Below are 25,909 nucleotides of genomic sequence, written 5' to 3' on the forward strand. Positions count from 1 at the left end.
GGCTAATCTCCTTCGTCAGGCTCGATCTCGCCCCGCCGCGCGCGTTCGGCGGCCAGGCGGTGCTTCTTCGTATTGGTCGGGGCCGGCTTCTTCTTTTGCGGCTTGGTGTTCTTGGTGGTCTTCGCACTGATCTCCGCGTGCGGCGCAGCCGGCGGCTCGATGCCGAGATCGCGGCGCATCTGGCGCTCCTCGGCCTTGCCGCGGCGCATGGATTCCGCGATCAGCTCGTCGGTCAGAACCAAGCGTGCCTCACCGATGTCCTCCATCGTCAGGAGAACGTCGGGATTGTCGCTCGCCTTGGCGTCGTCGCGACGCAGATGCACGCGGTCGCCCTCGACGGCACCGAGCGTGCCGCGGAACCGCTTGCGTCCCTCATGGGCGACGGCCATGTCGATCTTCACCAGATGGCCGGAATAACGCTCGAAATCCGATCGGCGTACCAATGGACGGTCAATCCCCGGTGAGGAGATTTCCAGCCGATAAGCGCGATCGATGGGGTCGGCGACGTCGAGCACCGGCGACAGCGCCCGCGAGATCGCTTCGCAATCCTCGAGCTGCATCGAGCCGTCTGGCCGCTCGGCCATGATCTGCACGGTGCAGCCGGCCTCGCCGGAGATGCGGATCCGCACCAGGCGGTAGCCCATGCCCTCGAGCACCGGAGCTGCGACCGCGGACACACGTGCCGCCACGCCCGGCTCGACCACGAGCCTCGGCTCGGCCAGCAACTCGGCATCCGTGGAACCAGTGTTCGGTTCGGTCATATCAGGGGTCAAGGCGCTCGATGGTTAAGGCTTGGTTAAGGACTTGAACAGGTCAGGATTTGCAGAGCCTGTTTCGGAACTCTTTATCCCGGCAGCTCGCCGGGCCGCATATCTTCCACCAAGCCGCGTTCAGGTAATAAAAAAGAGCGGGTCCTTTCGGGCCCACTCTCACTACGCGGATCGTATGAGAAGATGAATTGGCGCTGATATAGCCCTTTCCGTCCTCCCGGACAAGGCCCATCGCGGGAAAGACGAGGCTTTTTGCGGCCCGGCCTGTGGCCCCCCGCGCAACGCTTCCTTCATCTAGCAGGCCTAAATTCCCTGATTGTGGGGCGGCTTGGACCAAGGGCGCACCCGCGGCGTGCCCTGTACGAGTTGCGTTTTCATGACCGCTGCCACGTCGCTCATTCCCGGACTGGACGAGATCGTCAAACGCGGCGACCCCCGGCGTCGCGGCGAGATTGCGCGCGCCATCGCCCAATTGTTCTTCCAGGACGCCGAGAAGCTCCGTCCCGATCTCGTCGATCTCTTCGACAATCTGCTGATCGATCTCGTTCCGCATGCCGAGCTCGCCTCGCGCGTCGACCTCGCCGAGCGCTTCTCGCGCCTGAACAATGCGCCGCCGCATCTGGTGAGCCAGCTCGCGCGTGAAAACGAGATCATGGTGGCGGGCCCCGTGCTGCGCCGCTCGCTGGTGCTCGACGACGCCGCGCTCGTCGAGATCGCGCGGCTGAAGGGCCAGGGCCATCTGCTGGCGATGACCGAGCGCCCGGTACTGTCAGCTGCCATCACCGACGTGCTGGTCGAGCGCGGCGATCGCGACGTGGTGCGCCGCGCCGCGGGCAATGCCGGTGCGGTGTTCTCGCAAGGCAGCTATTCCGAGCTGATCAAGCGTGCGTCGCAGGACGGCGTGCTGACGCTCAAGATCGGCCAGCGCAACGATCTCTCGGGCGAGCACCTGAAACAGCTGCTCGACGGCACGCTCGACGTCATCCGCCGCCGCCTCTCGAGCGTGGTCAATCCCGTGCGCCAGGCCGAGATCAAGCGCGCCATGGCGGCGATCGAGGAGGCCGCGCTGCCGCCGGGGCCGCGCCGCGATTTCTCGGCGGCACAGCGCACGGTGCTGACCTTGCATCGCGAGGGTCATCTCGGCGAGAGCGCGCTGCTCGGCTTCGCCAAGGCGCTCAAATACGAGGAATCGATCGCCTCGCTCGCGGCGATGTCCGGTGTCCGCCTCTCGATCCTCGATCGCCTGGTCGCCGGCGACCGCTACGATCCGATCCTGATCCTGGGCCGCGTGCTCAATCTCGGCTGGCCTACGGTGCGCGCGCTGATCCTGATGTGGTACGGCCCGCATCGCACGCCGGCCGATGCCGATCTCGAGCAGGCGCGCGTGAACTTCACGCGCCTGATGCCGTCGACGGCCGAGCGCGTCGTGAAATTCTGGCGCAACCGCCAGACGATCTAGCGCCGCCTGAACCGCAAGTAAGTCGTCTTGCGCCCTTCGCGCGTGGCCTTCCGGCCGTAGCGCGTCATGGTGTAGCCCGCCCATGGCTGCCGGAAATCGTCGGCGCGTTCGGCGAGCCAGACGAAATCCTGCGAGCGCGCCAGATGCGACAGCGTCCAGGCGCAGTAATCGTCGATGTCGCAGACGAAACGGAATTCGCCGCCCGCCTTCAGCACGCGTGCCATCGCAGCGATGGTGCGGTCCTGGACGAAGCGCCGCTTCCAGTGCCGCCGCTTCGGCCAGGGATCGGGATGGATCAGGTCGATCCGCGACAGCGATGCCGGCGGCAGCCAGGCCAGGAGCTCGGCGGCATCGCCCGCGAACAGACGGATGTTGCCGATATTGGCGGCCTCGATCTGCGCGAGGATCTTTGCCATGCCGTTGACATAGGGCTCGCAGCCGATGAAGCCGGTCGTGGCGAAGGTCTGGGCCTCCGCCGCAAGATGCTCGCCGCCGCCGAAGCCGATCTCGAGCCGCACATCGTCCGCCGCGGGACCGAAAATCTCGTTGGCATTCGTCGGCTTCTCGCCCGCGATGTCGAGCGAAAGATGCGGCAGCAGATGATCGATCAGCTCGGCCTGGTGCTGCCTGAGCTTGTGGCCCTTGCGGCGCCCGAAGAAGGCGCGCTCGCTGTCATCGCGATCGGGGTCTGATTTTCGTTCGCTCATCGCAGCGTCTGGTACAGGCGATGGAGCAGCCGCGCGCGGGGTTCGAGCGACGAGACGTAGATCTGCTCATAATGGGTGTGTGCGCCCTTGCCGTCGACGCCGAGTCCATCGAGCGTTGCGGTGTGGGCGGCGGTGAAATTGCCATCCGAGCCGCCGCCGGTGTGGGTGTCGACCAGCTCGAAGCCGATCTCGGTGGCAAGCGACTTCGCATGCTCGTACAGCGAGGCGCCTGCATTGCTCTTCTCATAGGGCGGACGGTTGAGCCCGCCCGTAACCTTGACGGTGACGCCATCCGTCTTCGATGTCAGCCCGAGGATCTTGCCGACGAACTCTTCCGCATCGGCAAAGCTCGGCACGCGCAGGTCGACTTCGGCATAGGCCTCCTCCGGCGTGACGTTGGGGCGCGTGCCGCCGCGCGCCACGCCGACATTCACCGTAACGCCGCGTGCCAGATCGTTCATCGCCTCCAGCGCCAGGATGACGTTGGCAAGCTCGCGGATCGCGCTGCGGCCATCCTGGGGCCGCGTGCCGGCATGTGCGGGCACACCCTTGATGAAGACTTCGAATCGTCCGACGCCCTTGCGTCCGGTGACGATCTTGCCGCCGTCGCGCGCGGGCTCCGTCACTAGCACGTATTTGGCCCTGCGCCCTTCCGCCTCGATCAGCTTGCGCGAGGTCGGGCTGCCGATCTCCTCATCGGAGGTGAACAAATGGGTGATGCCGAGCGGCGAGCGATCGCCGGCGGCGCAGAGCGCGCGAAAGGCGTGATGGGCGATATAGGCGCCGCCCTTCATGTCGTAGATGCCGGGACCGAACGCGCTGTCGCCTTCGACCTTGAACGGCAGGCGCTCGATGAATCCCATGGGATGAACGGTATCGAGGTGGCTCAGCACCAAAATGCCCGGCCGGTCCTGGCCCCAGGTCGAGCGTGCAGCGAGATGATCGCCGCAGCCATCGACGCCGGCGACGCGCTCGAGCGTAACCGGCAGATCGCGGTATTGCTCCGCGACCACGGAGATCAGCCTGTTGACCTGTTCAGGTGTGTCCGTCGGCGTCTCGATCTCCACCCAGCGGCGGATGCCATCGAGAATGGTTTGTGAATCGAACCAATTGGACTTGGTCATGAACGCATCTGTGCCTTTGAACCGGATCATCGAAGAGGGCGCGCACCAAAAACGCGCCCGCAAATGACGACATAGGCCAGATTTGACGCAGTCTCAAATCGGATTGAGCCGTCGCGTCAGCGTTTGTCGGGACCTTCGCGGGCGGCGATCTGCTCGACGAGATCGACGATCGAGCGGCGCATCTTCGAATCAGTGATTCGGGTGAACGCCTTGGTCAGAGCGAGACCTTCGGAGGTCGCGAGGAAGTCCGAGACATAGGAAGGCGAGGCGCCTTCGGCGAAGCCGTCCGGGCCAGCCACGCCGCTCGGTCCGCCCTCGAACAGGAACGACACGGGCACCTGCAGGATCTCGGCGATCTGCTGGATGCGGCTCGCGCCGACGCGATTCGTGCCCTTCTCGTACTTCTGGATCTGCTGGAAAGTCAGGCCCAAAGCTTCACCGAGCTTTTCCTGGCTCATGCCCAACATGATGCGGCGCATACGCACGCGGCTGCCGACATATTTGTCAACAGGGTTGGGCGCTTTCGACATTTCCTCAGCCTCCAAACATCACCTTCGGCGCAATCACAAGAATGCCTCCGGTGCCAGCATCGTCAAAATCAAACCCTGTTATTGGGAAACATTGCGGAGAAATTTAGCAACGCCCACTGTCTTTCGCAGTGGATGCAGAATGAGGAACCCGTGTGCAGTCTGTCAACCGTGGGACTACGGTTGTCAAAGGATTCCGGCCACGGCGGCGGCGAGGGCGTGATCAGGGGTGCCGTTTGGCAACACGTCGGCGGACCGCCAGAATCACGGCCAGCGCAACGAGCATGGCTGCGGGCACGTCGCCCACCCGCGCATAGACGGTCGGCGGAATTGCGGCGGGCAGGTTTGCATCCAAAATGCCTTCGACGCCGAGGCCAAGGCTGGCAACGGTTCGTCCCACCGGATCGATCACCGCTGACACGCCGGTATTGGCGGACCGGACCAGCGGCAATCCGAGCTCGATCGCACGCATCCGGGCCTGCTCGAGATGCTGATAGGGACCGGTCGACATGCCGAACCAGCCGTCGTTGGTGAGGTTCACGATCCAGCCCGGACGCTCATTGCGGCCGGCGACCTCGCCTGGAAAAATTGCTTCGTAGCAGATCAGCGGCAGCGCGGGCGGCGCGCCGGGCACCGATAGCGCGTGTCGCACGCTGCCGGGAATGAAGCCGCCGCGCACGCGCGTGAGTTGCTCGAAGCCGAGCTTCTCCATCAGGTCCTGGTAGGGCAGGAATTCGCCGAACGGCACGAGGTGCAGCTTGTCGTAGACCGAGAGCACGCTGCCGTCGTGATCGATCACGTAGATCGAGTTGTAGGCGCGCGTGATCGGCGTGCCCCGCGGCAGGTCGGGGGCGCGGACCGAGCCCGTGATCAGCACCGTGCCCTTCGGCAGCAGCTCGGCGATTTGCGCCATCGCGTCGGCTTCGCGGGTCAGGAAGAACGGAAAGGCGGATTCCGGCCAGATCAGGATGGTGGCATCGCGCACGCCGGTGGATTGCGGTCCCGAGGCGCGGTCCGACAGCGCCAGGTATTTCTTCATCACCTCCGCCTTGGCGGCGTAGTTGAATTTCGCGTCCTGCTGGAGGTCCGGCTGCATCAGGCGCAGCTTCACACCCGCGACCATCGTGGTCGGATGCAGCGACAGGCGGATCGCGCCGAAGATGCTCATGACAATCAGAAGTGCAATCGCAGCCGCCGGCGCGCGCCATGCCGGGCGGCGATCGGGCGTGCGGTCGATCAGCGCCGCCGGGCTTGCGAAGATCGCGACGCTGAGGAACGTCATGCCCCACAGGCCGATCAGCGACGCCGTCTGCGCCAGCGGCAGCGGCTCGGACAGGGCGTAGCCGAAGGCGTTCCAGGGAAAGCCGGTCAATGCGTGACCGCGCAGCCATTCGGCGATGGTGAGGCTTGCGGCGAGCGCGAGGATGCGCGTGGCATCCTTGGTCCAGAGCAGGCGGGCCAGCGCGAATCCGATCGCGGTGAAGATGGAGAGATAGGCCGGCAGGCCAAGCACGGCGAACGGCGTCAGCCACGCGAACACGTCGGCGTCGACGAAGAAGGCGTAGCCGGTCCAGTAGAGGCCGGGGACGAAATAGCCGAGCCCGAACCAATAGCCCGTCAGTGCCGCGGCGGGGACGCCGCGATATCGTCCGGCGCCCGCGCCGTCGATCAGCCAGACCAGCACCGGGAAGGTAATGAACAGCACCGGAAAGACATTGAATGGCGCCAGCGCCAGCACCGACAGCGCACCGCATCCCATCGCGATGAGCGCACGCTTCCACCCCCAGGTGAGGATGATGGCAAGCGCAATCTGCCGAAACCGCTGGAACGAAGTCACTGCGAACCGGTCCCGTCGCTTGGCGGCGGGACGGGCGTGTCGCTGGAAGGCGGTTGACCGCTCTCAGGCGCGGCCTCGCGGCGGCGGCTCTCGCGCTGGGTACGCGGCGCGGGGCGCTCCTTCCGTGTCGAGATGCGCAGCCGCTTGACGCGGCGCGGATCGGCATCGAGCACCTCGATCTCGTAATTGCCGGGGCCGGAGATCACCTCGCCGCGCACCGGCAGGCGCCCGACGAAGCTGACGAGATAGCCGCCGAGCGTCTCGACTTCCTCGCCCGCCTCGCCGGTGACGAAATCCTCGCCGATCACCGTGCGGACGTCGTCGAGGCTGGCGCGGGCGTCTGCAATGAAGGCGTTGTCGGGCAGCCGCACGATCGAGGGCGGCTCGTCGCTGTCGTGCTCGTCGTCGATCTCGCCGACGATCTGCTCGACGATGTCCTCGAGCGAGACCAACCCGTCGCTGCCGCCATATTCGTCGACCACCAGCGCCAGATGAATGCGCGTGGCCTGCATCTGCGCCAGCAGGTCGATCGCCCGCATCGACGGCGGCACGTAGAGCAGCTTGCGGATGATGCGCGCATCCTGCAGCGGTAGCGCCAGGTCGACCGTACGCAGGTCGAGGCCGGCCGGCAGCGGCTTCTTGCGCTTGGTCTTCGTGGCCTCCGACACCCGTGCGCGCGCAGTCATGAAAGCGAGCAGATCGCGGATGTGGACGATGCCGACGGGGTCGTCCAGCGTCTCGTTGTAGACGACGAGGCGCGAGTGGCCGGCGCTCTCGAAGCGGTCCATCAATTCGCCGAGCGGGATGTCGCGCTTCACTGCGATGATGTCGGCACGATGCACCATGACGTCGGCGATGCGGCGCTCGTGCAGACCGAGGATGTTGCGCAACATGGTGCGCTCGACGGTCGAGAAGCCGGTGTCGTCAGGCGTCGTGGCGTCGAGCACGACCTGGAGATCGTCGCGCACCGATCCCGCCTTCCAGCCGAACAGGGTGCGAATGGCACGCAGCAGCCAGCCTTCCGCGGTCGGCCGCATCACCTCGCCTGATGTCACCACGACCGGCAAATTCGCGGTATTGCGCGGATTGTCGTGAATAGGGTCGGAATCGGGCATCTCAATGAGTCCCCGGGCGGTCTGCATAGGGATCGGGTATGCCGAGATGAGACAGGATCTCTCGTTCGAGCGCTTCCATCTCCTCCGCGTCGCCATCGTTGTCGTGGTCGTAGCCGATCAGGTGCAGGAAACCATGCACGGCGAGATGGCTCAAATGATGATCGAACGGCTTCTGTTCCTCGTCCGCCTCGCGCCGCATGGTCTCGTAGGCGATCGCGATGTCGCCCAGCATGCGCGGCGCATCGCCTTCCTTCCACTCGCCCTCCGGCTGGAGCGCGGGGAACGACAGCACGTTGGTCGGCTTGTCGATGCCGCGCCAGTTGCTGTTGAGCGTGCGGATGCCGGCATCATCGGTCAGCATCACGGCCACTTCGGCGTCGGCAACGTCCTCGTCGACACTTTCGGCGGCGGCCGCCACCGCACGCTGGATCACCGCTTCGGAATCGGGCTCGCGCTGCCAGCAATCGGCGACGACGAGGACCTCGGTCATGGGAAGGTTTGGATGTGACATCTTGTTTGTTCGGAACCAAAGGACGCCCTGTCCGCGCCCGTTTGGTCCGGCTGTTGTCTCGTTACGATTTACCGGTGGCCGGCCGCTGCGGCGAACCTTCGTAGGCGGCGACGATCCGCGCCACGAGCTCGTGGCGGATCACGTCCTCGGCTTTGAAATGAACTTGTGCAATGCCTTCGACGCCGCCCAGCAGGCGCGTCGCTTCCGCAAGGCCCGAAGTCTGGCCGTTCGGCAGGTCGATCTGCGAGGGATCGCCGGTCACGATCATGCGGCTGTTCTCGCCGAGACGGGTCAAGAACATCTTCATCTGCATCGACGTGGTGTTCTGCGCCTCGTCCAGGATGATCGCGGCGTTGGTCAGCGTGCGGCCGCGCATGAAGGCGAGCGGTGCGATCTCGATCTCGCCGGTCTGGAGCGCCCGCTCGACGATGCGCGCGTCCATGAGGTCGTAAAGCGCGTCGTAGATCGGACGGAGATACGGATCGACCTTTTCGCGGAGATCGCCGGGCAAAAAGCCGAGCCGCTCGCCGGCCTCGACCGCCGGACGCGACAGGATGATCTTGTCGACTTCCTTGCGCTCGAACAGCTGCGCGGCATGCGCGACCGCGAGCCAGGTCTTGCCAGTGCCGGCGGGGCCGATGCCGAAGACCAGCTCGTGGCGCTTCAGCGCGCGGATGTAGGAATCCTGCGCGGCGGTGCGCGCGCGCACCGGTCGCTTGCGCAAATTGATGCTGTCGAAGGTGGATTTGGCCGATTTGGCGTCAAATTCGAACAGCGAGCCCTGTGCGATCACGGCGCGGATCGCACCTTCGACCTCTCCCTGGTCGAGATCCTGCCCCTTCACGGCCTGCGCGTAGAGTGCCTCCAGCACGCGGCGCGCGGCGTCGCAGCCGTCACGCGTGCCGCCGATGGTGATGTGGTTGCCTTTGGAGTCGACCACGACGCCGAGCCGCCGCTCGATCTGGGCGAGATGCTGGCCGTAGGGGCCGACCAGCGCGGAAGCGGCGCGATTGTCGTCGAAGTCGATGACGACCTGGGTCTCGGGCGGAACTTGCATGTCGCGGTCAAATTTGCGGCTGGGAGCGAACGAAGACGAATCCGATGCGCTTTTTGGCAAGGGTTCAGGCTCCAATGGCTTGCGATAAAGCGGGCTCGCGTGCGTTACGCGGCGTCACGAGCTCACCGAGGAAACTATAGCGTTCGAGGCTGTCGATCCGGACCGGCAGGATCTGTCCGATGATGTCGGGCGAGGCCATCACATGCGCAGGCTGGAGGAAGGCAGTGCGGCCGACGATCTGGCCCTCCTTGCGGGCCGGACGCTCGAACAGCACATCGACCGTTGAGCCAATCGCGGCCTTGTTGAAGGCCGATTGCTGGCTGTCGATCAATTCCTGGAGCCGCTCCAATCGCTGGTCCATCTCGGCGGGGGACACCGTCTCCTGCATATCCGCAGCCGGCGTTCCCGGCCGGGCGGAGTATTTGAACGAATATGCCGCAGCGTAGCCGATTTGCGTGACAAGCGCGAGGGTGGCGAGAAAATCTTGCTCGCTTTCGCCGGGGAAGCCCACGATGAAATCTGATGAAAAAGCAATATCTTGGCGCGCGGACCGGAAACGGTCGATGACACGCCGATAATCATCGGCGGTATGTTTCCGGTTCATGGCGGCGAGAATCCGGTCCGAACCCGACTGCACCGGCAGGTGCACGAACGGCATCAGCTCACCGAGATCGCGATGGGCTGCAATCAAGCTGTCATCGACATCGCGGGGATGGCTGGTCGAATAGCGCAGCCGTGCGATGCCCGGAATCTTCGCCAGATGTTCGAGCAGCCGGCCGAGCGGCCAGCTTGTCCCGTCCGGTCCCTCGCCGTGATAGGCGTTGACGTTCTGCCCGATCAGCGTGAGCTCGCGCACGCCGTTGTCGGCGAGCCGCTTCACGTCGTCGACGATCTTCGCCACGGGACGCGAGACTTCGGCGCCGCGGGTATAGGGCACGACGCAGAAGGTGCAGAACTTGTCGCAGCCTTCCTGCACCGTGACGAAAGCGGAAATGCCGCGCGCGCGGATCGCATCGGGTTTTGGCTGGGCCAGGAAGCCGAACTTGTCGGCTGCGGGAAATTCGGTCTCGATCGCACGGCCTTCGTGGCGCGCGCGCTTCAGAAGCTCCGGGAGGTGATGATAGCTCTGCGGGCCGACCACGACGTCAACCACCGGCGCGCGGCGCGTGATCTCCCCACCTTCGGCCTGCGCGACGCAGCCCGCCACCGCGATCTGCATCGCCCGGCCCCCGCGCGCGGCCTCTTCCTTGGCGACCCGCAGCCGGCCGAGCTCGGAATAGACCTTCTCGGAGGCCTTCTCGCGGATATGGCAGGTGTTGAGGATGACGAGGTCGGCATCCTCCGCGTTGGCCGTCTCCACGAATCCTTCCGGAGCCAGCGTGTCCACCATGCGCTGGGCATCGTAGACGTTCATCTGGCAGCCATATGATTTGATGTGCAGCTTGCGCGGCGGCGTCATGGAACCCGGAATTGAGGTGGAGGACGCCCTTCAGATATAGGCTGGAGGGGCGAAAATCCAGCGATCGACACCCAGCGGGGTGGTTCCGGGGCGCCCGCAAGGCGGGAGAACCCGGATTTCGGCCCAAAACCTCCGTATTCCGGTTCACGCGTGTGCCCGGCAACGACGATGAGAGGCAGGATCACCCCGCCAGGGTGTTCCCCGCGACCCGCTGGACCAGCTCCGGCAAGTGCCGCATGTCGTCGAACGTCAATCCGGCGCCGGCGGCGCGCAGTCTCTCGGCGTGACCCGGCGGGCAATGGCTGCCACCGTGAAAGCCCAGCACGCTCATCCCGGCGGCGTGGGCGCCGGTCACGCCGGGGACGCTGTCCTCGATCACGACGCACCGCTCCGGCGCGGCTTTCATCTGTTCGGCGGCAAACAGGAACAGATCGGGTGCGGGCTTGCCGCGTGCGACCTGGCTCGCAGAAAAGATGTTCGGAGCGAGCAGGTCGTAGAGCCCGGCACAGGTCAGGCCGTGATGGATCTTCTCCGGTGTGCCGCTCGACGCAACGCATTTTGGCAAATCGATTGCGCCAATCGCAGCGGCCACGTGGGTGATCGGTTGCAGATCGCTGGCGTAGAACTGCAGCGTGGCTGCATTCACCTGCTGCTCCAGATCGTTGGGGAGACTGCGGCCGATTTCCTGTTCGACCATCCGCCGCGCGTCCTTCTCGGATACGCCAAGAAAGCGGACCAGCACCTGCTCCGACGTGATGGGATAGCCGTGCCGTGTCAGCACATCGGCATGTGCGCGACAGGAGATCACCTCGCTGTCCACGAGCACGCCGTCGCAATCGAAGATGATGAGATCGATGGGCACTAGATCAATTCGTCGGCTTGTCGTCGTCGAGCGGGACGCAATAGAGCTCGAGCCGATGGTCGACCAGCTTGTAGCCGAGCTTGCGGGCGATCTCCGCCTGCAGCTTCTCGATCTCCTCGGAGGTGAACTCGATCACTTTGCCGTCGCGCAGATTGATGAGGTGGTCGTGATGGCTGTCGCGCATCGTCTCGTAGCGCGCGCGGCCCTCGCGGAAATCATGGCGCTCGATGATGCCGGCATCCTCGAACAGCTTGACGGTGCGATACACGGTCGAGATCGAGATCTTGTCGTCGACGGCGACACAGCGCCGGTAAAGTTCCTCGACGTCGGGGTGGTCGACCGATTCCGCCAGCACGCGGGCGATGACGCGGCGCTGCTCGGTCATGCGCATGCCGGTGGCGGCGCAGCGAGCCTCGATGCCGGTCGCCTTGGAGGCGGAGGAAGGTTTAAGTCCAGTCATAGTGTGTCTGCCTGACGGGGCGCTTTCTGCCATCAATGTTACGACAAGTCACGTCGCATCAGAAGTGCGTTCAATTGTTCCCCGTTGGGCTGCTTATAGTAGCGTTCGCGGCGTCCGACCACCATGAATCCGGCCCGATCGTAGAGCCGCCGCGCCGGCTGGTTATTTTCCTCGACTTCGAGAAATATTGTGCGCACGCCGCGCCCCGCGAGGTGGCCGAGATGCGTCATCAGCAGCGTGCCGGACAGGCCGCGGCCGCGGTGTGCCTGGTCGACCGCGATGGAGAGGATTTCCGCTTCGTCCGCGCCGATCCGCGAGATCGCGAATCCGATGGTCTTGCGGCCGAGCCGCAACCGATGCACGAGCGTGTTGCGCTCGCCGATCATGCCCTCGAACTCGCCTTCGCCCCAGCCGCGGGCAAAGGATTGTCCGTGCAGCTGCGCCAGTCGCGCGGCGTCGCGCGTGGTCGCCGGCTCGACGGCGGCCGTGCCGCCGCGCCACCATTCTGAAAGCCATTTCATCATGAGGTTGCGGCTTGTGCGGCGAGCGGTGGCTGTGCGGCCGGCTTTGCGTCGGGCGCCTTCAGATAGAACGGCCGCGCCGGCGTGGTTTCGGGATTGGCCGCGGCGCCGAGCCAGGCGACCCAGCCGATGTCGGGCGCGGGCTGGGCGTCGACCGCAACGGGTTGCGGACCGTCCTTCGGCCAGCGATCGGCGAGGATCCTTGCGGCATTGCCGACCAGATGCGGCGCACCGAATTGCGAGGCCGCGATCGCCGCGTCAATTGGAGCGACGCTCGGCCGCACCAGCTGGCTGCCGTCGCCGGCCACGATCTGGAAGTAGACGTGATCGTGCCGCGCGTCGATCGCCGAGATCACCGGCGCCGTTCCGCTCTGGCCGACGACGGTGGCGGCATAGGCCGATAGCGTCGTCAGCCCGACCGCGGGCCGCTTCGCCGCAAGCGCAAGGCCGCGCGCCGCCGAAATGCCGACCCTCAGGCCCGTGAAGCTTCCGGGGCCGACGGTGACGGCGAGGCGGTCGAGCGAGGTGAAGGCAAGATCGGCCGATTGCATCACACGCGCGATCATCGGCATCAGCGCTTCGGCGTGGCCGCGCTTCATCAGAAGGGATTCCTGCGCGAGCAGCTGGCCGGCGTCGGTGTCGAGAACGGCGGCCGCGCACGCCTCCAGCGCGGTATCGATGGCAAGGATCAGCATCGAATCAGCTTAGTCGGTCGAGCCGCGCTCGAACCAGTCCAAGTTTGATTTCTCGACAGGCGCACGATCGGCCCCGTAATTCTACGTGGACGCGAAGCCAACAAAATTTTCGCTCCCCATTTTCGATGCAGATGCATCAATTTGCAACCTTAGAGATAGCTAAGTTATTGAAATCTTGGCATTTTAAGCAATCCTTAGCAAACCAATGACACCGTCAACGGGTGGGAGAGTGAGTCAACGACGACTCAGACGCGGCGCTTTGGCAGATCAGGCCGCGCCCGTTCGGTCATTTGGAAGGGTTCATTTATGTCTTTTTGGCGAAGCGGTTCTTCGGCTAGGGAGGCTTTGGCTCAGGTCATTGCACTCGGCAAGTCGCAGGCAGTCATCGAATTCAATCTCGACGGCACCATCATCACGGCCAACCAGAATTTCCTGGACGCGATGGGCTACCGGCTCGACGAGATCGCCGGCAAGCACCACAGCATGTTCGTGATGCCGGAGGAGCGGGGCAGCGCGGCCTATCGCGAGTTCTGGGCGCAGCTCGGCCGCGGCGAATATCAATCAGCCGAATACAAGCGGCTCGGCAAGGGCGGTCGCGAGATCTGGATCCAGGCGTCCTATAATCCGATCATCAACGAAGCCGGCAAAGCGGTGAAGGTCGTCAAGTTCGCGACCGACATCACCGCGCGCAAGATCCGCAGCCTCGAAGATGCCGGCAAGATCTCCGCGATCGGCCGCGCCCAGGCGGTGATCGAGTTCAATCTCGACGGCACCATCATCACAGCCAACGAGAATTTTTTGGCCACGGTGGGCTATCGGCTCGACGAGATTCAGGGCCGCCACCACAGCATGTTCGTCGGACGCGGCGAGCACGACAGTGCGGCCTATCGCGAATTCTGGGCGAAGCTCGGCCGCGGCGAATTCCAGTCCGGCGAGTACAAGCGCTTCGGCAAGGGCGGCAAGGAGGTCTGGATTCTCGCTTCCTACAATCCGATCCTCGATGAGACCGGCAAGCCGTTCAAGGTGGTGAAGTTCGCCACCGACGTCAGCGCGCAGAAGCTGTCGAATGCGAATTTCGCCGGCCAGATCGAGGCGATCGGCAAGTCGCAGGCCGTGATCGAGTTCAGCATGGAGGGCAAGGTTTTGACCGCCAACGAAAACTTCCTCGGCGCGCTCGGCTATGCGCTGTCCGAAATCGTCGGCAAGCATCACAGCACGTTCGTGGGCGCCGACGAGCGCGACAGCGAAGCCTATCGGGCCTTCTGGGCCAGGCTGAACGCCGGTGAATTCCAGTCCGGTGAATATCAGCGCGTCGGCAAGGGTGGCCGGCAGGTCTGGATCCAGGCCTCCTACAACCCGATCCGCGATCTCAACGGCAATCCGTTCAAGGTCGTGAAATACGCCTCCGACACCACCGCCCAGGTGATCGCGCGCAAGCGCAGCGAGAAGGTGCGCGACATGATGGAATCGGTCGCCGCCGGCGCCGAGGAGCTCAACGCCTCGGTGCGCGAGATCGCGGAAGCCATGACGCGCTCGCGCGAGACCGCATCGACCGCGGTCGATCGGGTCGAGGCGGCGGACCAGCAGGCGCAGCGGCTGACGCAGGCGGCGGAGTCGATGAGCATGATCGTGCAGCTGATCGGCAGCATCACCGGCCAGATCAATCTGCTGGCGCTGAACGCCACCATCGAATCCGCGCGCGCCGGCGAGGCCGGTCGCGGCTTTGCCGTGGTGGCATCTGAGGTGAAGAACCTCGCCAATCAGGCCAAGCAGGCGGCTGATCGAATCGAGCAGGAGATCGGCAACCTGAGCGGCATCTCGGTCGACGTGGTCGCCGCGCTGGGGGCGATCCGGGGGGCGATCGAGGGTGTCAGCGAATATGTGTCGTCAACGGCCGCCGCCGTCGAGGAGCAGAGCACCGTCACCAGCGAAATGTCGGCGAGCATGCGCAAGGCCGCGGAAGAGGCGGCGAGTATCGGCCAGGCGGCGTAGGAGAGATCTCGCAGGGTGGGCAGCGAAGCGTGCCCACCTCTTCTTTTGGTGATGATTGCATGGTGGGCACGGCGCAAGCGCGCCTTTGCCCACCCTACGGCACTTCGCCTACATCGGCCGGACTTCGACCACGTCGGGCACGAAATGCTTGAGCAAATTCTGGATGCCGTGCTGGAGCGTCGCGGTCGATGACGGGCAGCCGGAGCAGGCACCCTTCATGTTGAGATAGACGATCCCGTCCTTGAAGCCGCGGAAGGTGATGTCGCCGCCGTCATTGGCGACCGCCGGCCGCACGCGGGTCTCGATCAGATCCTTGATCATGTCGACGGTCTCGGCATCGGCCTCGTCGAAGAACTCGTCCTCGTCGTCGAGCTCGGCATCGCTCGGGGCGGCACCGTCGGCGAGCAGCGGCGCGCCGGACATGTAGTGCTCCATGATGGCGCCGAGGATCGCGGGCTTGAGCTGCTGCCATTCACCGTTCGCCTTGGTCACGGTGATGAAATCCGATCCATAGAACACGCCGGTGACGCCGGGCACGTCGAACAGCTTTTCGGCGAGCGGCGAGCGCGTAGCCGATTCGCGGCTCGAAAATTCCATCGGGCTGCCGTCGACGACGACGCGGCCTGGAATGAACTTCAGCGTGGCGGGATTGGGGGTGGCTTCGGTTTGAATGAACATGGTTTTCTCCAGACGTCGCCGGTTCAAGGCCGGCGCGCAAGCTATCCAGTAGCAGATGGCGACGGGGAACGCACGGTCAAGGGGGAGTGGAGTATTAGTCCAACATTTTCAGCGGCTTGGGCTTTGCTTGCCCTCCCCTGGAGGGTAAGAAAGAGTGCCTACGACAGAGAATCCACGCTTCCGTCGCTCAGCGCGCCCGAGATGATCGTCACCGGCACCGGGAACGTGCCCAGCGCATGCGCGAGCAGCGAGACCAGCGGTCCCGGACCCTCTGCGCCGGGATTGGCGGCGAGCACCAGCATGGCGATGTCAGGGTCCTCATCGATCACCGCGAGCAGTTGTTCCATTGCATCGCCTTCGCGGATCACCCGCTCCGGCGTGATCGCGGCGATGCCGTTGGCGCGGCCGGCGGCGCGGTCGAGCGCAGCTTCCGCCGCCTCCTGCGCCTCGGCGCGCATGATCTCGGCCACCCCTAGCCATTCCTGACTCTGCTGCTCGGGCTCGATGATGCGCAGCATCACCACGCCGCCGCCGGCGCGGATCGCCCAGCGGCTGGCATAGTAGACCGCGCGATCCCATTCGGCGGTGTCATCGACGATCACGAGGCATTTGGGCTTGTGACCCGGCTCGAAGCAAAGTCGCTTGCTGGTCATGCATGTCCCGGAATGTGCACGGACGGCATGCTGCCACACTCCCTCACGCTTGGGGAGAGGAGAAGCGGCCGGTGCAGTGGGCGCCGGCCGGGTCTCGCAAACGCGGGAATCAGCGCCGGCGGATGAAGCCGACGATGTCCTTCGAGAGCTTCATGGTCTCGTCGGCGATGGCGCGGGCCCGGTCGGCGCCATCGTTCAGGATCGCGTCGATATGGCCGGGGTCGGCGACAAGGCGCTTCATCTCGCCGGCGATCGGCGAAAGTTTCGTGACGCACAGATCCACCAGCGAATTCTTGAAGCTGGAGAACTGGCCGCCGCCGAATTCTCTGAGCACGTCGGCCTTGGAGCGGCCGGAGAGCGCGGCGAAGATGCCGACGAGATTGTCGGCCTCGGGGCGCGCTTCCAGGCCCTTTTCCTCTGACGGCAGCGGCTCCGGATCGGTCTTCGCCTTGCGCACCTTCTGCGCGATGGTGTCGGCGTCGTCGGTCAAATTGATGCGCGAATTGTCGGACGCATCCGACTTCGACATCTTCTTGGTGCCGTCGCGCAGGCTCATCACGCGCGTCGCGGGGCCCGTGATCAGCGGCTCCGGCAGCGGGAAGAACAGGCCGTCATTGGCGCCTTGGCTGCGGATCGAGTCGCCGAAATCGTTGTTGAACTTCTGCGCGATGTCGCGCGAGAGCTCGAGATGCTGCTTCTGGTCCTCGCCGACCGGAACGTGGGTGGCGCGGTACAGCAGAATGTCGGCGGCCATCAGCACGGGATAATCGAACAGGCCCACGGACGCGTTCTCGCGGTCCTTGCCGGCCTTCTCCTTGAACTGGGTCATGCGGCCCAGCCAACCCATGCGCGCGACGCAATTGAAGATCCAGGTGAGCTCGGCGTGACCCGAGACCTGGCTCTGGTTGAAGACGATGTGCTTCTTCGGATCGATGCCGCTCGCGATGAACGCCGCGGTCACCTCGCGGGTGTTGCGCGCGAGCTCGACCGGCCCGCCCCAGACGTCCACGCCTTGCGTGATCGCGTGCATGTCGACCACGCAATAGATGCAGTTGTGGGTTTCCTGCATCTTCACGAAGTTGACGATCGCGCCGAGATAATTGCCGAGATGCAGATTGCCGGTCGGCTGGACGCCCGAAAAGACCCGTTCAACGAATGCCATGGTAAGTCTTCCTGGAAAGTATTCGGCCGTCGTTTCCAACAGCGGCGCTGCCCCGTCAAGGGTAATTCGATGGCATCACGCCTCGGACTCGGTCCGGGCCGGGCGCTTCAGCACGTTAGCCGCCTCGCGCCATGAGGCCGCGCCGAGGACCTGCAGGAGCACGCCATAGACGGCGATTCCGGCCGCGATCTGCACGCCCAGGACGATGAAGCGGATCAGCCCGTGCGCCTCGGCGGGCGACAGGCCGGTCGTGAGCCAGAGCAGGGCGCCCATGGCAGCCGCGGCGAGCATGATCCGCGGCAGCCGGTTGCGGGCGGCGGCATCGACCGAGAAGCCGAACTCGCTGGTGCCTTTCCGCAGCAGCGAGATCGCACTGCTCCAGGCGCCGGCCGCGATGCTGGCAGCGATTCCGCTCGCGCCAAGGACGTGTCCGAGCACGACAGCGAGGGCGACGGCGACCACCAAGCCCTTGGCGGTCGCCAGCAGCGGCGTCATCGTGTCGCTGCGGGCATAATAAGCCGGCGACAGCGCCTTGATCAGCACATGCGCCGGCAGGCCCAGCGCCAGCCACATCAGCGCATGCGCGGTAGCCGTGCTGTCGTCCGCGCCGAACGCGCCATGCTCGAACAACAGCCGCACGATCGGCTCGGCCAGCACGATCAGGCCGAGCGTCGCGGGCAGCGCCAGCCCGGTCGCCAGCTCCAGCGCACGCGATTCCGCATGCGCCACGGCGTTACGGTCGCCGCTACGCACCGCGCGCGTCAGCTCCGGCACCAGCACTGTGCCCATGGCGACACCGACGATGCCGAGCGGCAGCTCGATCAGGCGGTTGGCGAAATAGAGCCAGGACACAGCGGAGGGCGTCGCGGAGGCGATGATCGCGCCCGCAACCATCAGCCATTGCGGGCCCGAGCTTGTGATCATGCCGGGGATTGCCTTGGCGAAAAAGCCGCGCATCTCCTGGTCGAAGCTGATCCGCAGCGGCGTCGCCAGTCGCGCGCTTCGCAGCGACAGCAGCATCAGCAATTGCAGCAGTCCGGCCACGCCGACGGTCGCCGCCAGCATCCATGCTGCGAAGCCGGCGTCGGCATGCCAGACGAGCAGCATTGCAATGGCCGCAATCAGCGCGATGTTGAACAGCAGCGGCGAGAATGCCGTCAGTGCAAAGCGCCCCTGCGCATTGAGCAGCCCCATCAGCACGGTGACAGGTCCGGCGAAGGCGAGATAGGGCAGCATCAGCCGCGCGTTCGCGACGGCGAGATCGAGCGTGCCGCTACCCAGAAATCCGGGCGCGATCACCGTGATGATCAGTGGCATCACAAGCGCGATCACGATCGAGATCGCGATCAGCGCCGCGCTGACCGTGCCGAGCACGCGTCCGGCGAAGGCGGAGGCGGCCCCTTCGCCGTCGCGATCACGGACGCGCAGCCAGGCCGGGATCAGCGCGGCGTTCAGCGCCCCCTCGCTGAGCAGCCGCCGCACCACGTTGACGAGCTGGAACGCCGCCAGAAACGCATCCGCCACCGCGCCGGTGCCCAACAGAGCGGCAATCATGGAATCGCGCGCAAAGCCGAGCAGCCGCGAGGCCAGTGTTCCCGTCGAGACCGTCAGGAAGGAGCGGATCATTGCGCCGACATAATACCGTTGCTTGCCCGGGCGGGGCCGGTCGTGATAGGCCGCGAGCCAGATTTCAGACCGACAGGAAGCGGATTTCCGCGGGTATCGCAATCCGCCAAACAGGATCAAGGTGAATGGCTGACGTGAAATATGACGTTCTCGGCATCGGTAACGCGCTGTTCGACGTGCTGGTCAAGACCGACGAGGCTTTTCTGGCCAAGCACGGCATGACCAAGGGCAGCATGTCCCTGATCGACGAGGCGCGGGCCGCCGCCATCTACGAGGACATGGGCCCGGCGACCGAAGTCTCGGGGGGATCTGCCGCCAATACCATCGTCGGCATCGGCAGCCTCGGCGCACGCGCGGCCTATGTCGGCAAGGTCAAGGACGACCAGATCGGCAAGCTCTATGTCCACGACATCCGCGCCGCCGGCGTCGCTTTCAACACGCCCGCTGCGAAGTATGGCCCTGCGACCGGCTGTTCCTACATCCTGGTCACGGATGACGGCGAGCGCACCATGAACACCTATCTCGGCGCTGCGCAGGATTTGTCGCCCGCCGACATCGATCCGGCCGAGATCGCTTCTGCCGGCATCGTCTATCTCGAAGGCTATCTCTGGGACCCCAAGAACGCCAAGGATGCCTTCGTCAAGGCGGCCCAGATCGCGCATGATGCCAAGCGCAAGGTGGCGCTGACGCTGTCGGATTCGTTCTGCGTCGACCGCTATCGCGACGAATTCCTCGGGCTGATGCGCAACGGCACCGTCGATATCGTGTTCGCTAACGAGTCCGAGCTGCACTCGCTCTACACGACCTCGGACTTCGACACCGCGCTGAAGCAGCTGCGCAACGACGTCAGTCTCGGCGTGGTTACCCGCAGCGAGAAGGGCTGCGTGGTGGTGACGCCGGCCGACGCTGTCGCCGCGCCGGCCTCGCCGATCGCGAAGCTGGTGGACACCACCGGCGCCGGTGATCTCTTCGCCGCCGGCTTCCTGTACGGCCTCGCGCGTAACCTTGCGCACAAGCAGTGCGGCGAGCTTGGCGCGCTCGCGGCCGCCGAAGTGATCCAGCACATCGGCGCGCGCCCGCAGGTGTCGCTGAAGGAGCTGGCGCAGCAGCGCGGGTTGACGGTTTAAGGGAAGTCGCGCCCCAACCGCGCTGTCATCGCCCGGCTTGCCGTCTTCGCTGACGCTTCGCCGGCCCAATACCGAGGTGCCCGGCGAAGCCCTTGGCGAAGCCGGGACCGGGCGATCCAGTATTCCAGAGGCGGTTGTGATTGAATCGAGAAGTCGCGGCGTACTGGATTCCCCGCTTGCGCGGGGAATGACCGTTGTGGCTCGCGGCCTAAGCCGTCTTCGCCGCCTTCAATCCCAGTCGCTGCTCCACCGCATCGCGCATCACGAATTTCTGGATCTTGCCGGTCACGGTCATCGGAAACTCGTCGACGAACTCCACATAGCGCGGGATCTTGTTGTGCGCGATCTGGCCGTCGCAGAACGCGCGAACCTCTTCGGCCGTCAGCGTCTCGCCCGGCCTGACGCGGATCCAGGCGCAGAGCTCCTCGCCATAGCGGGTGTCTGCCACGCCAAAAATCTGCACGTCCTGAATCTTGGGGTGGCGATACAAAAACTCCTCGATCTCGCGCGGATAGAGGTTCTCGCCGCCGCGGATCACCAGATCCTTGATGCGGCCGACGATGTTGCAATAGCCCTCGTCGTCGATGGTGGCGAGATCGCCAGTGTGCATCCAGCCATTGGCATCAAGCACGTCCGCCGTCTTTTCCTTCTCCTCCCAATAGCCCAGCATGATGCTGTAGCCGCGGGTGCAGAGCTCGCCGCGTTCGCCGCGCTTGACGATCCTGCCCTCGAGATCGACGACCTTGACCTCGACATGCGGATGAATCCGCCCGACGGTCGAGACGCGCCGTTCGAGCGGGTCGTCCGTCGCGCTCTGGAAGCTGACCGGACTGGTCTCGGTCATGCCGTAGGCGATGGTGACCTCGCGCATGTTCATCTCGGTGTTGACGCGCTTCATCACCTCGATCGGGCAGGGCGCGCCCGCCATGATGCCGGTGCGCAGCGATGTCAGGTCGAACTTCGGGAATTCGGGGTGATCGAGCTCCGCGATGAACATCGTCGGCACGCCGTATAGCGCCGTGCACTTTTCCTGCTCGACCGCGCGCAGCGTCGCGAGCGGATCGAAACCCTCGCCGGGATAAACCATCGTCGTGCCGAGCGTGACGGAGGCGAGGTTGCCCATCACCATGCCGAAGCAATGATAGAGCGGCACCGGAATGCAGATGCGATCCTGCTCGGTCAGGTGCATCGCACGTCCGGTGAAATAGCCGTTGTTGAGGATATTGTGGTGCGTCAGCGTCACGCCCTTGGGCGATCCCGTGGTGCCGCTGGTGAACTGGATGTTGACGGGATCGTCGAATTGCAAGGCAGCGCCGAGTGCAATGAGCTGCTCGCGATGCTGTGCTCCGCCCATGCGCGCGACCTCTTCGAACGGGATCGTGCCTGGTGCCGCGGGGCCACCGATCTGGATCACCATCCGTAAGTCCGGCAGTCGCGCTGCGGTTAGTTTTCCGGGCTCGGCGCCGGCCAGTTCCGGCAGCAGCGTGTTGAGCATCTCAATGTAATGACTGGTCTTGAACGCGGTCGCCGTGACGATCGCCTTGCAGCCGACCTTGCGCAGCGCGAACTCCAGCTCGCTCAAGCGGTAGGCGGGATTGATCGTCACCAGGATCAGGCCGGCCTTGGCGGCGGCGAACTGGGTCAGCGTCCATTCCGGCCGGTTCAGCGACCAGATACCGACCCGCTGTCCCCGCTCGAGGCCGAGCGCGAGAAAGCCGGCGGCGAGCGCGTCGACCCGTTCGGCGAATTCCGTCCAGGTCCATCGCACGCCGTGGCTTGGCGAGACCAGCGCCTCGCGATGACCCCAGCGCCGCACGGCGCGGTCGAGGCTGCGACCGATGGTTTCGCCGAGCAACGGCGTGTCCGAGATGCCGCAAACATAGCTGTCGGCTTGATCTGACAATTCGCAATCCTCTCGTCAAAGATAGTCAGTGCGATCTTTTTCGGTCGTCATGGCCGGGACAAGCCCGGCCATGAATTGTGGGGAGAACTCGGCTCGCCCTCAGGCCGCCCTCTTCCCGCTGCCCGCATCGAGCCCGGTATAGACACCACGCTCGAAGCCCGCGAAAGCCTCCAGGCACTTTCCATCCGCGAACGGCAACAGCTGCATCAGGATCACGCCGGTGACGTCGCGCGCCGGATCGATCCAGTAATAGGTGTTGGCGAGGCCCGCCCAGGCGAGGCTGCCTGCGCTGCGGCCTTCCGCCGTCCTGGCGGTGTTGATCATGAAACTGAGGCCCCATTTCTTCGCCTGCTCCGGGTAGAGGTCGACGTCGTTGGTGTAGATCGGCGCCGCCGTCGCCAGCTTGGTCATGTTGAGATCGCCCATCTGGTTCTGCCCCATCATGGCGATTGTCTCGGCCTTCAGCACCTGGTTGCCGTTGCCGCGGCCCTTGTTCAAGACCATCTGGGTGAGCTTGATGTAGTCCGCCGCAGTCGAATAGAGGCCGCCGCCACCCATGTGGAATTCGGGGTTCTGCTCGAGCTCGAACGGAATCGCGGCAAGCTGACCGTCCTCGCCGCGCGCATGCATGCCGACCAGCCGCTTGCGCATGGCGTCGGTGATCTTGAAGCCGGTGTTGCTCATGCCGAGCGGGGCGAACAGATTGTCGCGCAGATAAGCATCGAGCCGCTTGCCGCTGACGGCCTCGACGGCCTTGCCGACGAAATCGATATTGGTGCCGTATTCCCAGCGCGTGCCGGGATCGGTCATGATCGGCGTCTTCAGTGCCGCGTTCTGGCAGGTGGTGATCGCGGGCGTGCCGGTCTTTTCCAGATAAACCCCGAGATCGCCGTTCCACATGTTGTAGGCGAAGCCGGCGGTGTGGGTCATGAGCTGGCGCAGCGTGATCGCGCCCTTCGCCGGCCGCAGCTTCGGTTCGCCCTTGGCATCAAAACCTTCGAGCACCTGCGGCTTGGCGAGGTCGGGCAGCACCGAACCGATCGGCGCATCCAGCGACAGCTTGCCCTGCTCGACGAGTTGCATCGCACCCGCTGAAGTCACCGCCTTCGTCATCGAGGCGATCCAGAACACGCTGTCGTCAGTCATCGCATCGGGCTTGGACAGGTCGCGCTTGCCGAACGCGCCTTGATAGATCACGTCGTTGCCGCTGGCGGCGATCGCGACGACGCCGGGAATCTCCTTGGCGTCGCTCTTCTGGCGCAGGATCTCGTCGATCTGGGCTCTGCTTTGCATACGCATTTCCTCCGGTTTGATTATTGTTGGAAGCGAATGATTGTCCTCCTGCATGGTCCGCGCGGCAAGCGCGTCCAGATGCCCGCGCCGGTCGCGATGTCGTGACTTGACGGTCCGCGGCGTGCGCCCGACGAGAGAGGGCTGAACTGTAACACTCCGTCACAATCTGCGGTGGATGGCCGCAACTCACCGTGACCGTGGATGGGCTCTGGCGATATGTTTCACGTGTTTGAAGCACTTGAAACATTTTGTGCGTTGCGGCGTTTCCGCACGCGGCCAATCGACGGCCAACGTTAAGACTTGATGCAAATATTGGCGGTCGTTCATGACCGCGGGGGACCTCAGATGATTTCGTCCTGGAGTGAATGGAAGCGCTATCCCCGTCCCGGACGGGGCGACAATCTCGAGGCGCCGATTTCGCCCGGCATCTATGAGGTCCGGATCGCCGGCACCGGCGCGCTCTATTCGTTCGGCGCCGTCGACAATCTGGCGCAGGCGCTGGCGCTGCTGCCGGTCGGCTCGAAATCCTGGTTCGGCCGCCGCGACACCTCCGACGTTCCCGATCTCGAATACCGGACGTGCGCGACGTCCTCGAAGGCCGACGCCAAGGCAGCCGCCGAGCGCATGATCGGCCGGCGCGAGACCTATATGAGTGGCGCGGCATAACCGCGCCGCTGCCACTTTAACTCCCAGCAGATGTGCGTTGCGGGACGGTGCATTGCGTGCCGTCTGTCCCTATATTCGGGGCCGATCCGATCGCGCCCCGAGGAGTAACGCCATGACCCCGACTGCCGCCGCACGCGCCCCGCAAGCCACGTCCAATCTGCGCGACCGGTTGAAGGATCCGTCGTTGCTGAAGGAGGCCTGCTACATCGACGGCGCCTGGGTCGGCTCGCCGGTCTTCGCGGTGAACAATCCCGCGACCGGCATCGAGCTCGCGAAGGTTCCGCAGCTCGGTGCAGACGATACAACCAAGGCGGTCGAAGCCGCCGAGCGCGCCTTTCCGGCCTGGGCCAAGCACACCGCCAAGCAGCGCTCCAACATCCTGCGCAAATGGTTCGAGCTGATCATCGCCAACCGCGAGGATCTCGCGCTGATCCTGACCTCCGAGCAGGGCAAGCCGCTCTCCGAGGCGCTCGGCGAGGTCGATATCGGGGCCGCCTATATCGAGTTCTTCGCCGAGGAAGCCCGTCGCGTCTATGGCGAGACCATCCCGACGCAGCGGCCCGATGCGCGCCTGCTCGCGATCAAGCAGCCGATCGGCGTCTGCGGCGCCATCACGCCGTGGAATTTCCCGAACTCGATGATCACCCGCAAGGTTTCGCCGGCGCTGGCGGCCGGCTGCACCGTGGTGCTGAAGCCCGCCAACGAGACGCCGCTCTCGGCGCTGGCGCTGGCCGTGCTCGCCGAGAAGGCCGGCGTGCCCAAGGGCGTGCTCAACATCATCACCGGTGACGCGCCGCCGATCGGCAAGGTGCTGTGCGAGCATCCGGCGGTGCGCTTCGTCGGCTTCACCGGCTCGACCGCGGTCGGCAAGATCCTCTACCAGCAGGCCTCCGTCGGCGTGAAGCGGCTCGGCCTCGAGCTCGGCGGCAATGCGCCGTTCGTGGTGTTCGACGATGCCGATATCGATGCGGCGGTCGAAGGCGCGATCGTCTCGAAATACCGCAACATGGGTCAGACCTGCGTCTGCGCCAACCGCATCTACGCCCAGGACAAGATCTACGACGAGTTCGTGCAGAAGCTCTCGAAGAAGGTCGCGGCGATGAAGATCGGCGATGGCACGGAGAGCGGCGTCACGCAGGGCCCGCTGATCAATTTGAAAGCGGTCGACAAGGTCGAGCGCCACATCGCGGACGCCGTCAAGCGCGGCGCCAAGGTCGTCACCGGCGGCAAGCGCAGCGAGCTCGGACGTTCGTTCTTCGAGCCGACCGTGCTCGCCGACGTCAAGCCGGACTCGCTGGTGGCGCAGGAAGAAACCTTTGGTCCGCTCGCGCCGGTGATCCGCTTCAAGGACGAGGCCGATGTGATCGCGATGTGCAACGCCTCGCCGTTTGGCCTGGCTTCGTACTTCTACTCCCGCGATCTCGGCCGCGTCTGGCGCGTCGCCGAAGCGCTGGAATCAGGCATGGTCGGCGTCAACACCGGCCTGATCACGACCGAAGTCGCGCCCTTCGGCGGCGTCAAGGAAAGCGGTTTGGGCCGCGAAGGCTCGCGTCACGGCATGGAAGAATATGTCGAGATCAAATACGTGATGATGGCGGGGGTGTAAGGGCCTAGCTGTCTCCACACCGTCATGGCCGGGCTTGACCCGGCCATCCACGACTCACGCCGCTGGACAAAGAACGTGGATGCCCGGGTCAAGCCCGGG

General features: G+C 64.9%; 24 protein-coding genes. 5 read left to right on the forward strand and 19 right to left on the reverse strand.

What is annotated here, in order from left to right:
- Positions 1–2: 2 nt before the first annotated feature.
- Entirely contained in the window at positions 3–761 is a 759-nt protein-coding gene (gene rimP, locus BJ6T_RS03860) for a ribosome maturation factor RimP (RefSeq protein ID WP_014490969.1), read from the reverse strand.
- Between the two features lie 385 nt (positions 762–1,146).
- Between rimP and BJ6T_RS03865 the strand changes: the two genes are divergently transcribed.
- Positions 1,147–2,229: a DUF2336 domain-containing protein gene (locus BJ6T_RS03865; protein ID WP_014490970.1), complete on the forward strand. Its 1,083-nt coding sequence runs from the start codon at positions 1,147–1,149 to the stop codon at positions 2,227–2,229.
- Here BJ6T_RS03865 and trmB read toward each other — a convergent pair.
- From trmB to tsaB, 12 genes are all read right to left on the reverse strand, one after another.
- Complete coding sequence (trmB, locus tag BJ6T_RS03870; protein ID WP_014490971.1) at positions 2,226–2,936, reverse strand: tRNA (guanosine(46)-N7)-methyltransferase TrmB; 711 nt, start codon at positions 2,934–2,936, stop codon at positions 2,226–2,228. The genes BJ6T_RS03865 and trmB overlap by 4 nt on opposite strands.
- Positions 2,933–4,090, reverse strand: a complete 1,158-nt coding sequence (locus BJ6T_RS03875; RefSeq protein WP_014490972.1) for a M20 family metallopeptidase — start codon at positions 4,088–4,090, stop codon at positions 2,933–2,935. Before BJ6T_RS03875 ends, trmB begins: the two co-directional genes overlap by 4 nt.
- A gap of 86 nt (positions 4,091–4,176) precedes the next feature.
- The gene (locus BJ6T_RS03880) at positions 4,177–4,590 is read right to left on the reverse strand and encodes a helix-turn-helix domain-containing protein (protein WP_008131807.1); all 414 of its coding nucleotides are present in this window, start codon (positions 4,588–4,590) and stop codon (positions 4,177–4,179) included.
- 220 nt (positions 4,591–4,810) lie between these two features.
- Positions 4,811–6,424, reverse strand: coding sequence for an apolipoprotein N-acyltransferase (gene lnt, locus BJ6T_RS03885; protein ID WP_014490973.1), 1,614 nt, complete (start codon positions 6,422–6,424; stop codon positions 4,811–4,813).
- Positions 6,421–7,539: a hemolysin family protein gene (locus tag BJ6T_RS03890; RefSeq protein WP_028169723.1), complete on the reverse strand. Its 1,119-nt coding sequence runs from the start codon at positions 7,537–7,539 to the stop codon at positions 6,421–6,423. The genes lnt and BJ6T_RS03890 overlap by 4 nt, the downstream gene beginning before the upstream one ends.
- Before the next feature lies 1 nt (position 7,540).
- Positions 7,541–8,029, reverse strand: coding sequence for an rRNA maturation RNase YbeY (gene ybeY / locus BJ6T_RS03895; protein ID WP_014490975.1), 489 nt, complete (start codon positions 8,027–8,029; stop codon positions 7,541–7,543).
- 82 nt (positions 8,030–8,111) lie between these two features.
- A complete protein-coding gene (locus tag BJ6T_RS03900; protein WP_014490976.1) occupies positions 8,112–9,107 on the reverse strand; it encodes a PhoH family protein in 996 nt (331 codons plus the stop codon).
- 64 nt (positions 9,108–9,171) lie between these two features.
- Positions 9,172–10,566, reverse strand: a complete 1,395-nt coding sequence (gene miaB / locus BJ6T_RS03905; protein WP_014490977.1) for a tRNA (N6-isopentenyl adenosine(37)-C2)-methylthiotransferase MiaB — start codon at positions 10,564–10,566, stop codon at positions 9,172–9,174.
- Positions 10,567–10,747: 181 nt separating this feature from the next.
- Entirely contained in the window at positions 10,748–11,428 is a 681-nt protein-coding gene (locus BJ6T_RS03910; protein WP_014490978.1) for an HAD family hydrolase, read from the reverse strand.
- Positions 11,429–11,432: 4 nt separating this feature from the next.
- Positions 11,433–11,888: a Fur family transcriptional regulator gene (locus BJ6T_RS03915; RefSeq protein ID WP_014490979.1), complete on the reverse strand. Its 456-nt coding sequence runs from the start codon at positions 11,886–11,888 to the stop codon at positions 11,433–11,435.
- A 38-nt stretch (positions 11,889–11,926) separates the two neighbouring features.
- Positions 11,927–12,412: a ribosomal protein S18-alanine N-acetyltransferase gene (rimI, locus tag BJ6T_RS03920; RefSeq protein WP_014490980.1), complete on the reverse strand. Its 486-nt coding sequence runs from the start codon at positions 12,410–12,412 to the stop codon at positions 11,927–11,929.
- Positions 12,409–13,104, reverse strand: a complete 696-nt coding sequence (gene tsaB, locus BJ6T_RS03925; protein WP_014490981.1) for a tRNA (adenosine(37)-N6)-threonylcarbamoyltransferase complex dimerization subunit type 1 TsaB — start codon at positions 13,102–13,104, stop codon at positions 12,409–12,411. Before tsaB ends, rimI begins: the two co-directional genes overlap by 4 nt.
- A 306-nt stretch (positions 13,105–13,410) precedes the next feature.
- Here tsaB and BJ6T_RS03930 point away from each other — a divergent pair, with 306 nt between their 5' ends.
- Positions 13,411–15,096, forward strand: a complete 1,686-nt coding sequence (locus BJ6T_RS03930; protein ID WP_028169725.1) for a methyl-accepting chemotaxis protein — start codon at positions 13,411–13,413, stop codon at positions 15,094–15,096.
- Positions 15,097–15,204: 108 nt separating this feature from the next.
- On the opposite strand, the gene BJ6T_RS03935 is transcribed toward BJ6T_RS03930, so the two are convergent.
- The 4 genes from BJ6T_RS03935 to murJ all read right to left on the reverse strand — a co-directional run bounded on the left by BJ6T_RS03935 (position 15,205) and on the right by murJ (position 19,215).
- The gene (locus BJ6T_RS03935) at positions 15,205–15,774 is read right to left on the reverse strand and encodes a NifU family protein (protein WP_014490983.1); all 570 of its coding nucleotides are present in this window, start codon (positions 15,772–15,774) and stop codon (positions 15,205–15,207) included.
- Positions 15,775–15,932: 158 nt separating this feature from the next.
- Positions 15,933–16,427 (reverse strand): universal stress protein, encoded by a 495-nt coding sequence (locus BJ6T_RS03940; RefSeq protein WP_014490984.1) that lies wholly within the window; start codon positions 16,425–16,427, stop codon positions 15,933–15,935.
- 109 nt (positions 16,428–16,536) lie between these two features.
- Entirely contained in the window at positions 16,537–17,589 is a 1,053-nt protein-coding gene (gene trpS, locus BJ6T_RS03945; RefSeq protein ID WP_014490985.1) for a tryptophan--tRNA ligase, read from the reverse strand.
- A 75-nt stretch (positions 17,590–17,664) separates the two neighbouring features.
- A complete protein-coding gene (gene murJ / locus BJ6T_RS03950; protein WP_014490986.1) occupies positions 17,665–19,215 on the reverse strand; it encodes a murein biosynthesis integral membrane protein MurJ in 1,551 nt (516 codons plus the stop codon).
- Between the two features lie 125 nt (positions 19,216–19,340).
- Between murJ and BJ6T_RS03955 the strand changes: the two genes are divergently transcribed.
- Positions 19,341–20,342, forward strand: coding sequence for an adenosine kinase (locus BJ6T_RS03955; RefSeq protein ID WP_014490987.1), 1,002 nt, complete (start codon positions 19,341–19,343; stop codon positions 20,340–20,342).
- 208 nt (positions 20,343–20,550) lie between these two features.
- On the opposite strand, the gene BJ6T_RS03960 is transcribed toward BJ6T_RS03955, so the two are convergent.
- Together BJ6T_RS03960 and BJ6T_RS03965 are read right to left on the reverse strand one after the other, a co-directional pair.
- Positions 20,551–22,245, reverse strand: coding sequence for an AMP-binding protein (locus tag BJ6T_RS03960; protein WP_014490988.1), 1,695 nt, complete (start codon positions 22,243–22,245; stop codon positions 20,551–20,553).
- Between the two features lie 99 nt (positions 22,246–22,344).
- The gene (locus BJ6T_RS03965) at positions 22,345–23,538 is read right to left on the reverse strand and encodes a serine hydrolase domain-containing protein (RefSeq protein ID WP_014490989.1); all 1,194 of its coding nucleotides are present in this window, start codon (positions 23,536–23,538) and stop codon (positions 22,345–22,347) included.
- 345 nt (positions 23,539–23,883) lie between these two features.
- Here BJ6T_RS03965 and BJ6T_RS03970 point away from each other — a divergent pair, with 345 nt between their 5' ends.
- Positions 23,884–24,204, forward strand: coding sequence for a hypothetical protein (locus BJ6T_RS03970; RefSeq protein ID WP_014490990.1), 321 nt, complete (start codon positions 23,884–23,886; stop codon positions 24,202–24,204).
- 112 nt (positions 24,205–24,316) lie between these two features.
- Positions 24,317–25,810 (forward strand): NAD-dependent succinate-semialdehyde dehydrogenase, encoded by a 1,494-nt coding sequence (locus tag BJ6T_RS03975; protein ID WP_014490991.1) that lies wholly within the window; start codon positions 24,317–24,319, stop codon positions 25,808–25,810.
- Positions 25,811–25,909: the final 99 nt, after the last annotated feature.

The sequence above is a fragment of the Bradyrhizobium japonicum USDA 6 genome (assembly GCF_000284375.1).
GTDB classification, from domain to species: domain Bacteria; phylum Pseudomonadota; class Alphaproteobacteria; order Rhizobiales; family Xanthobacteraceae; genus Bradyrhizobium; species Bradyrhizobium japonicum.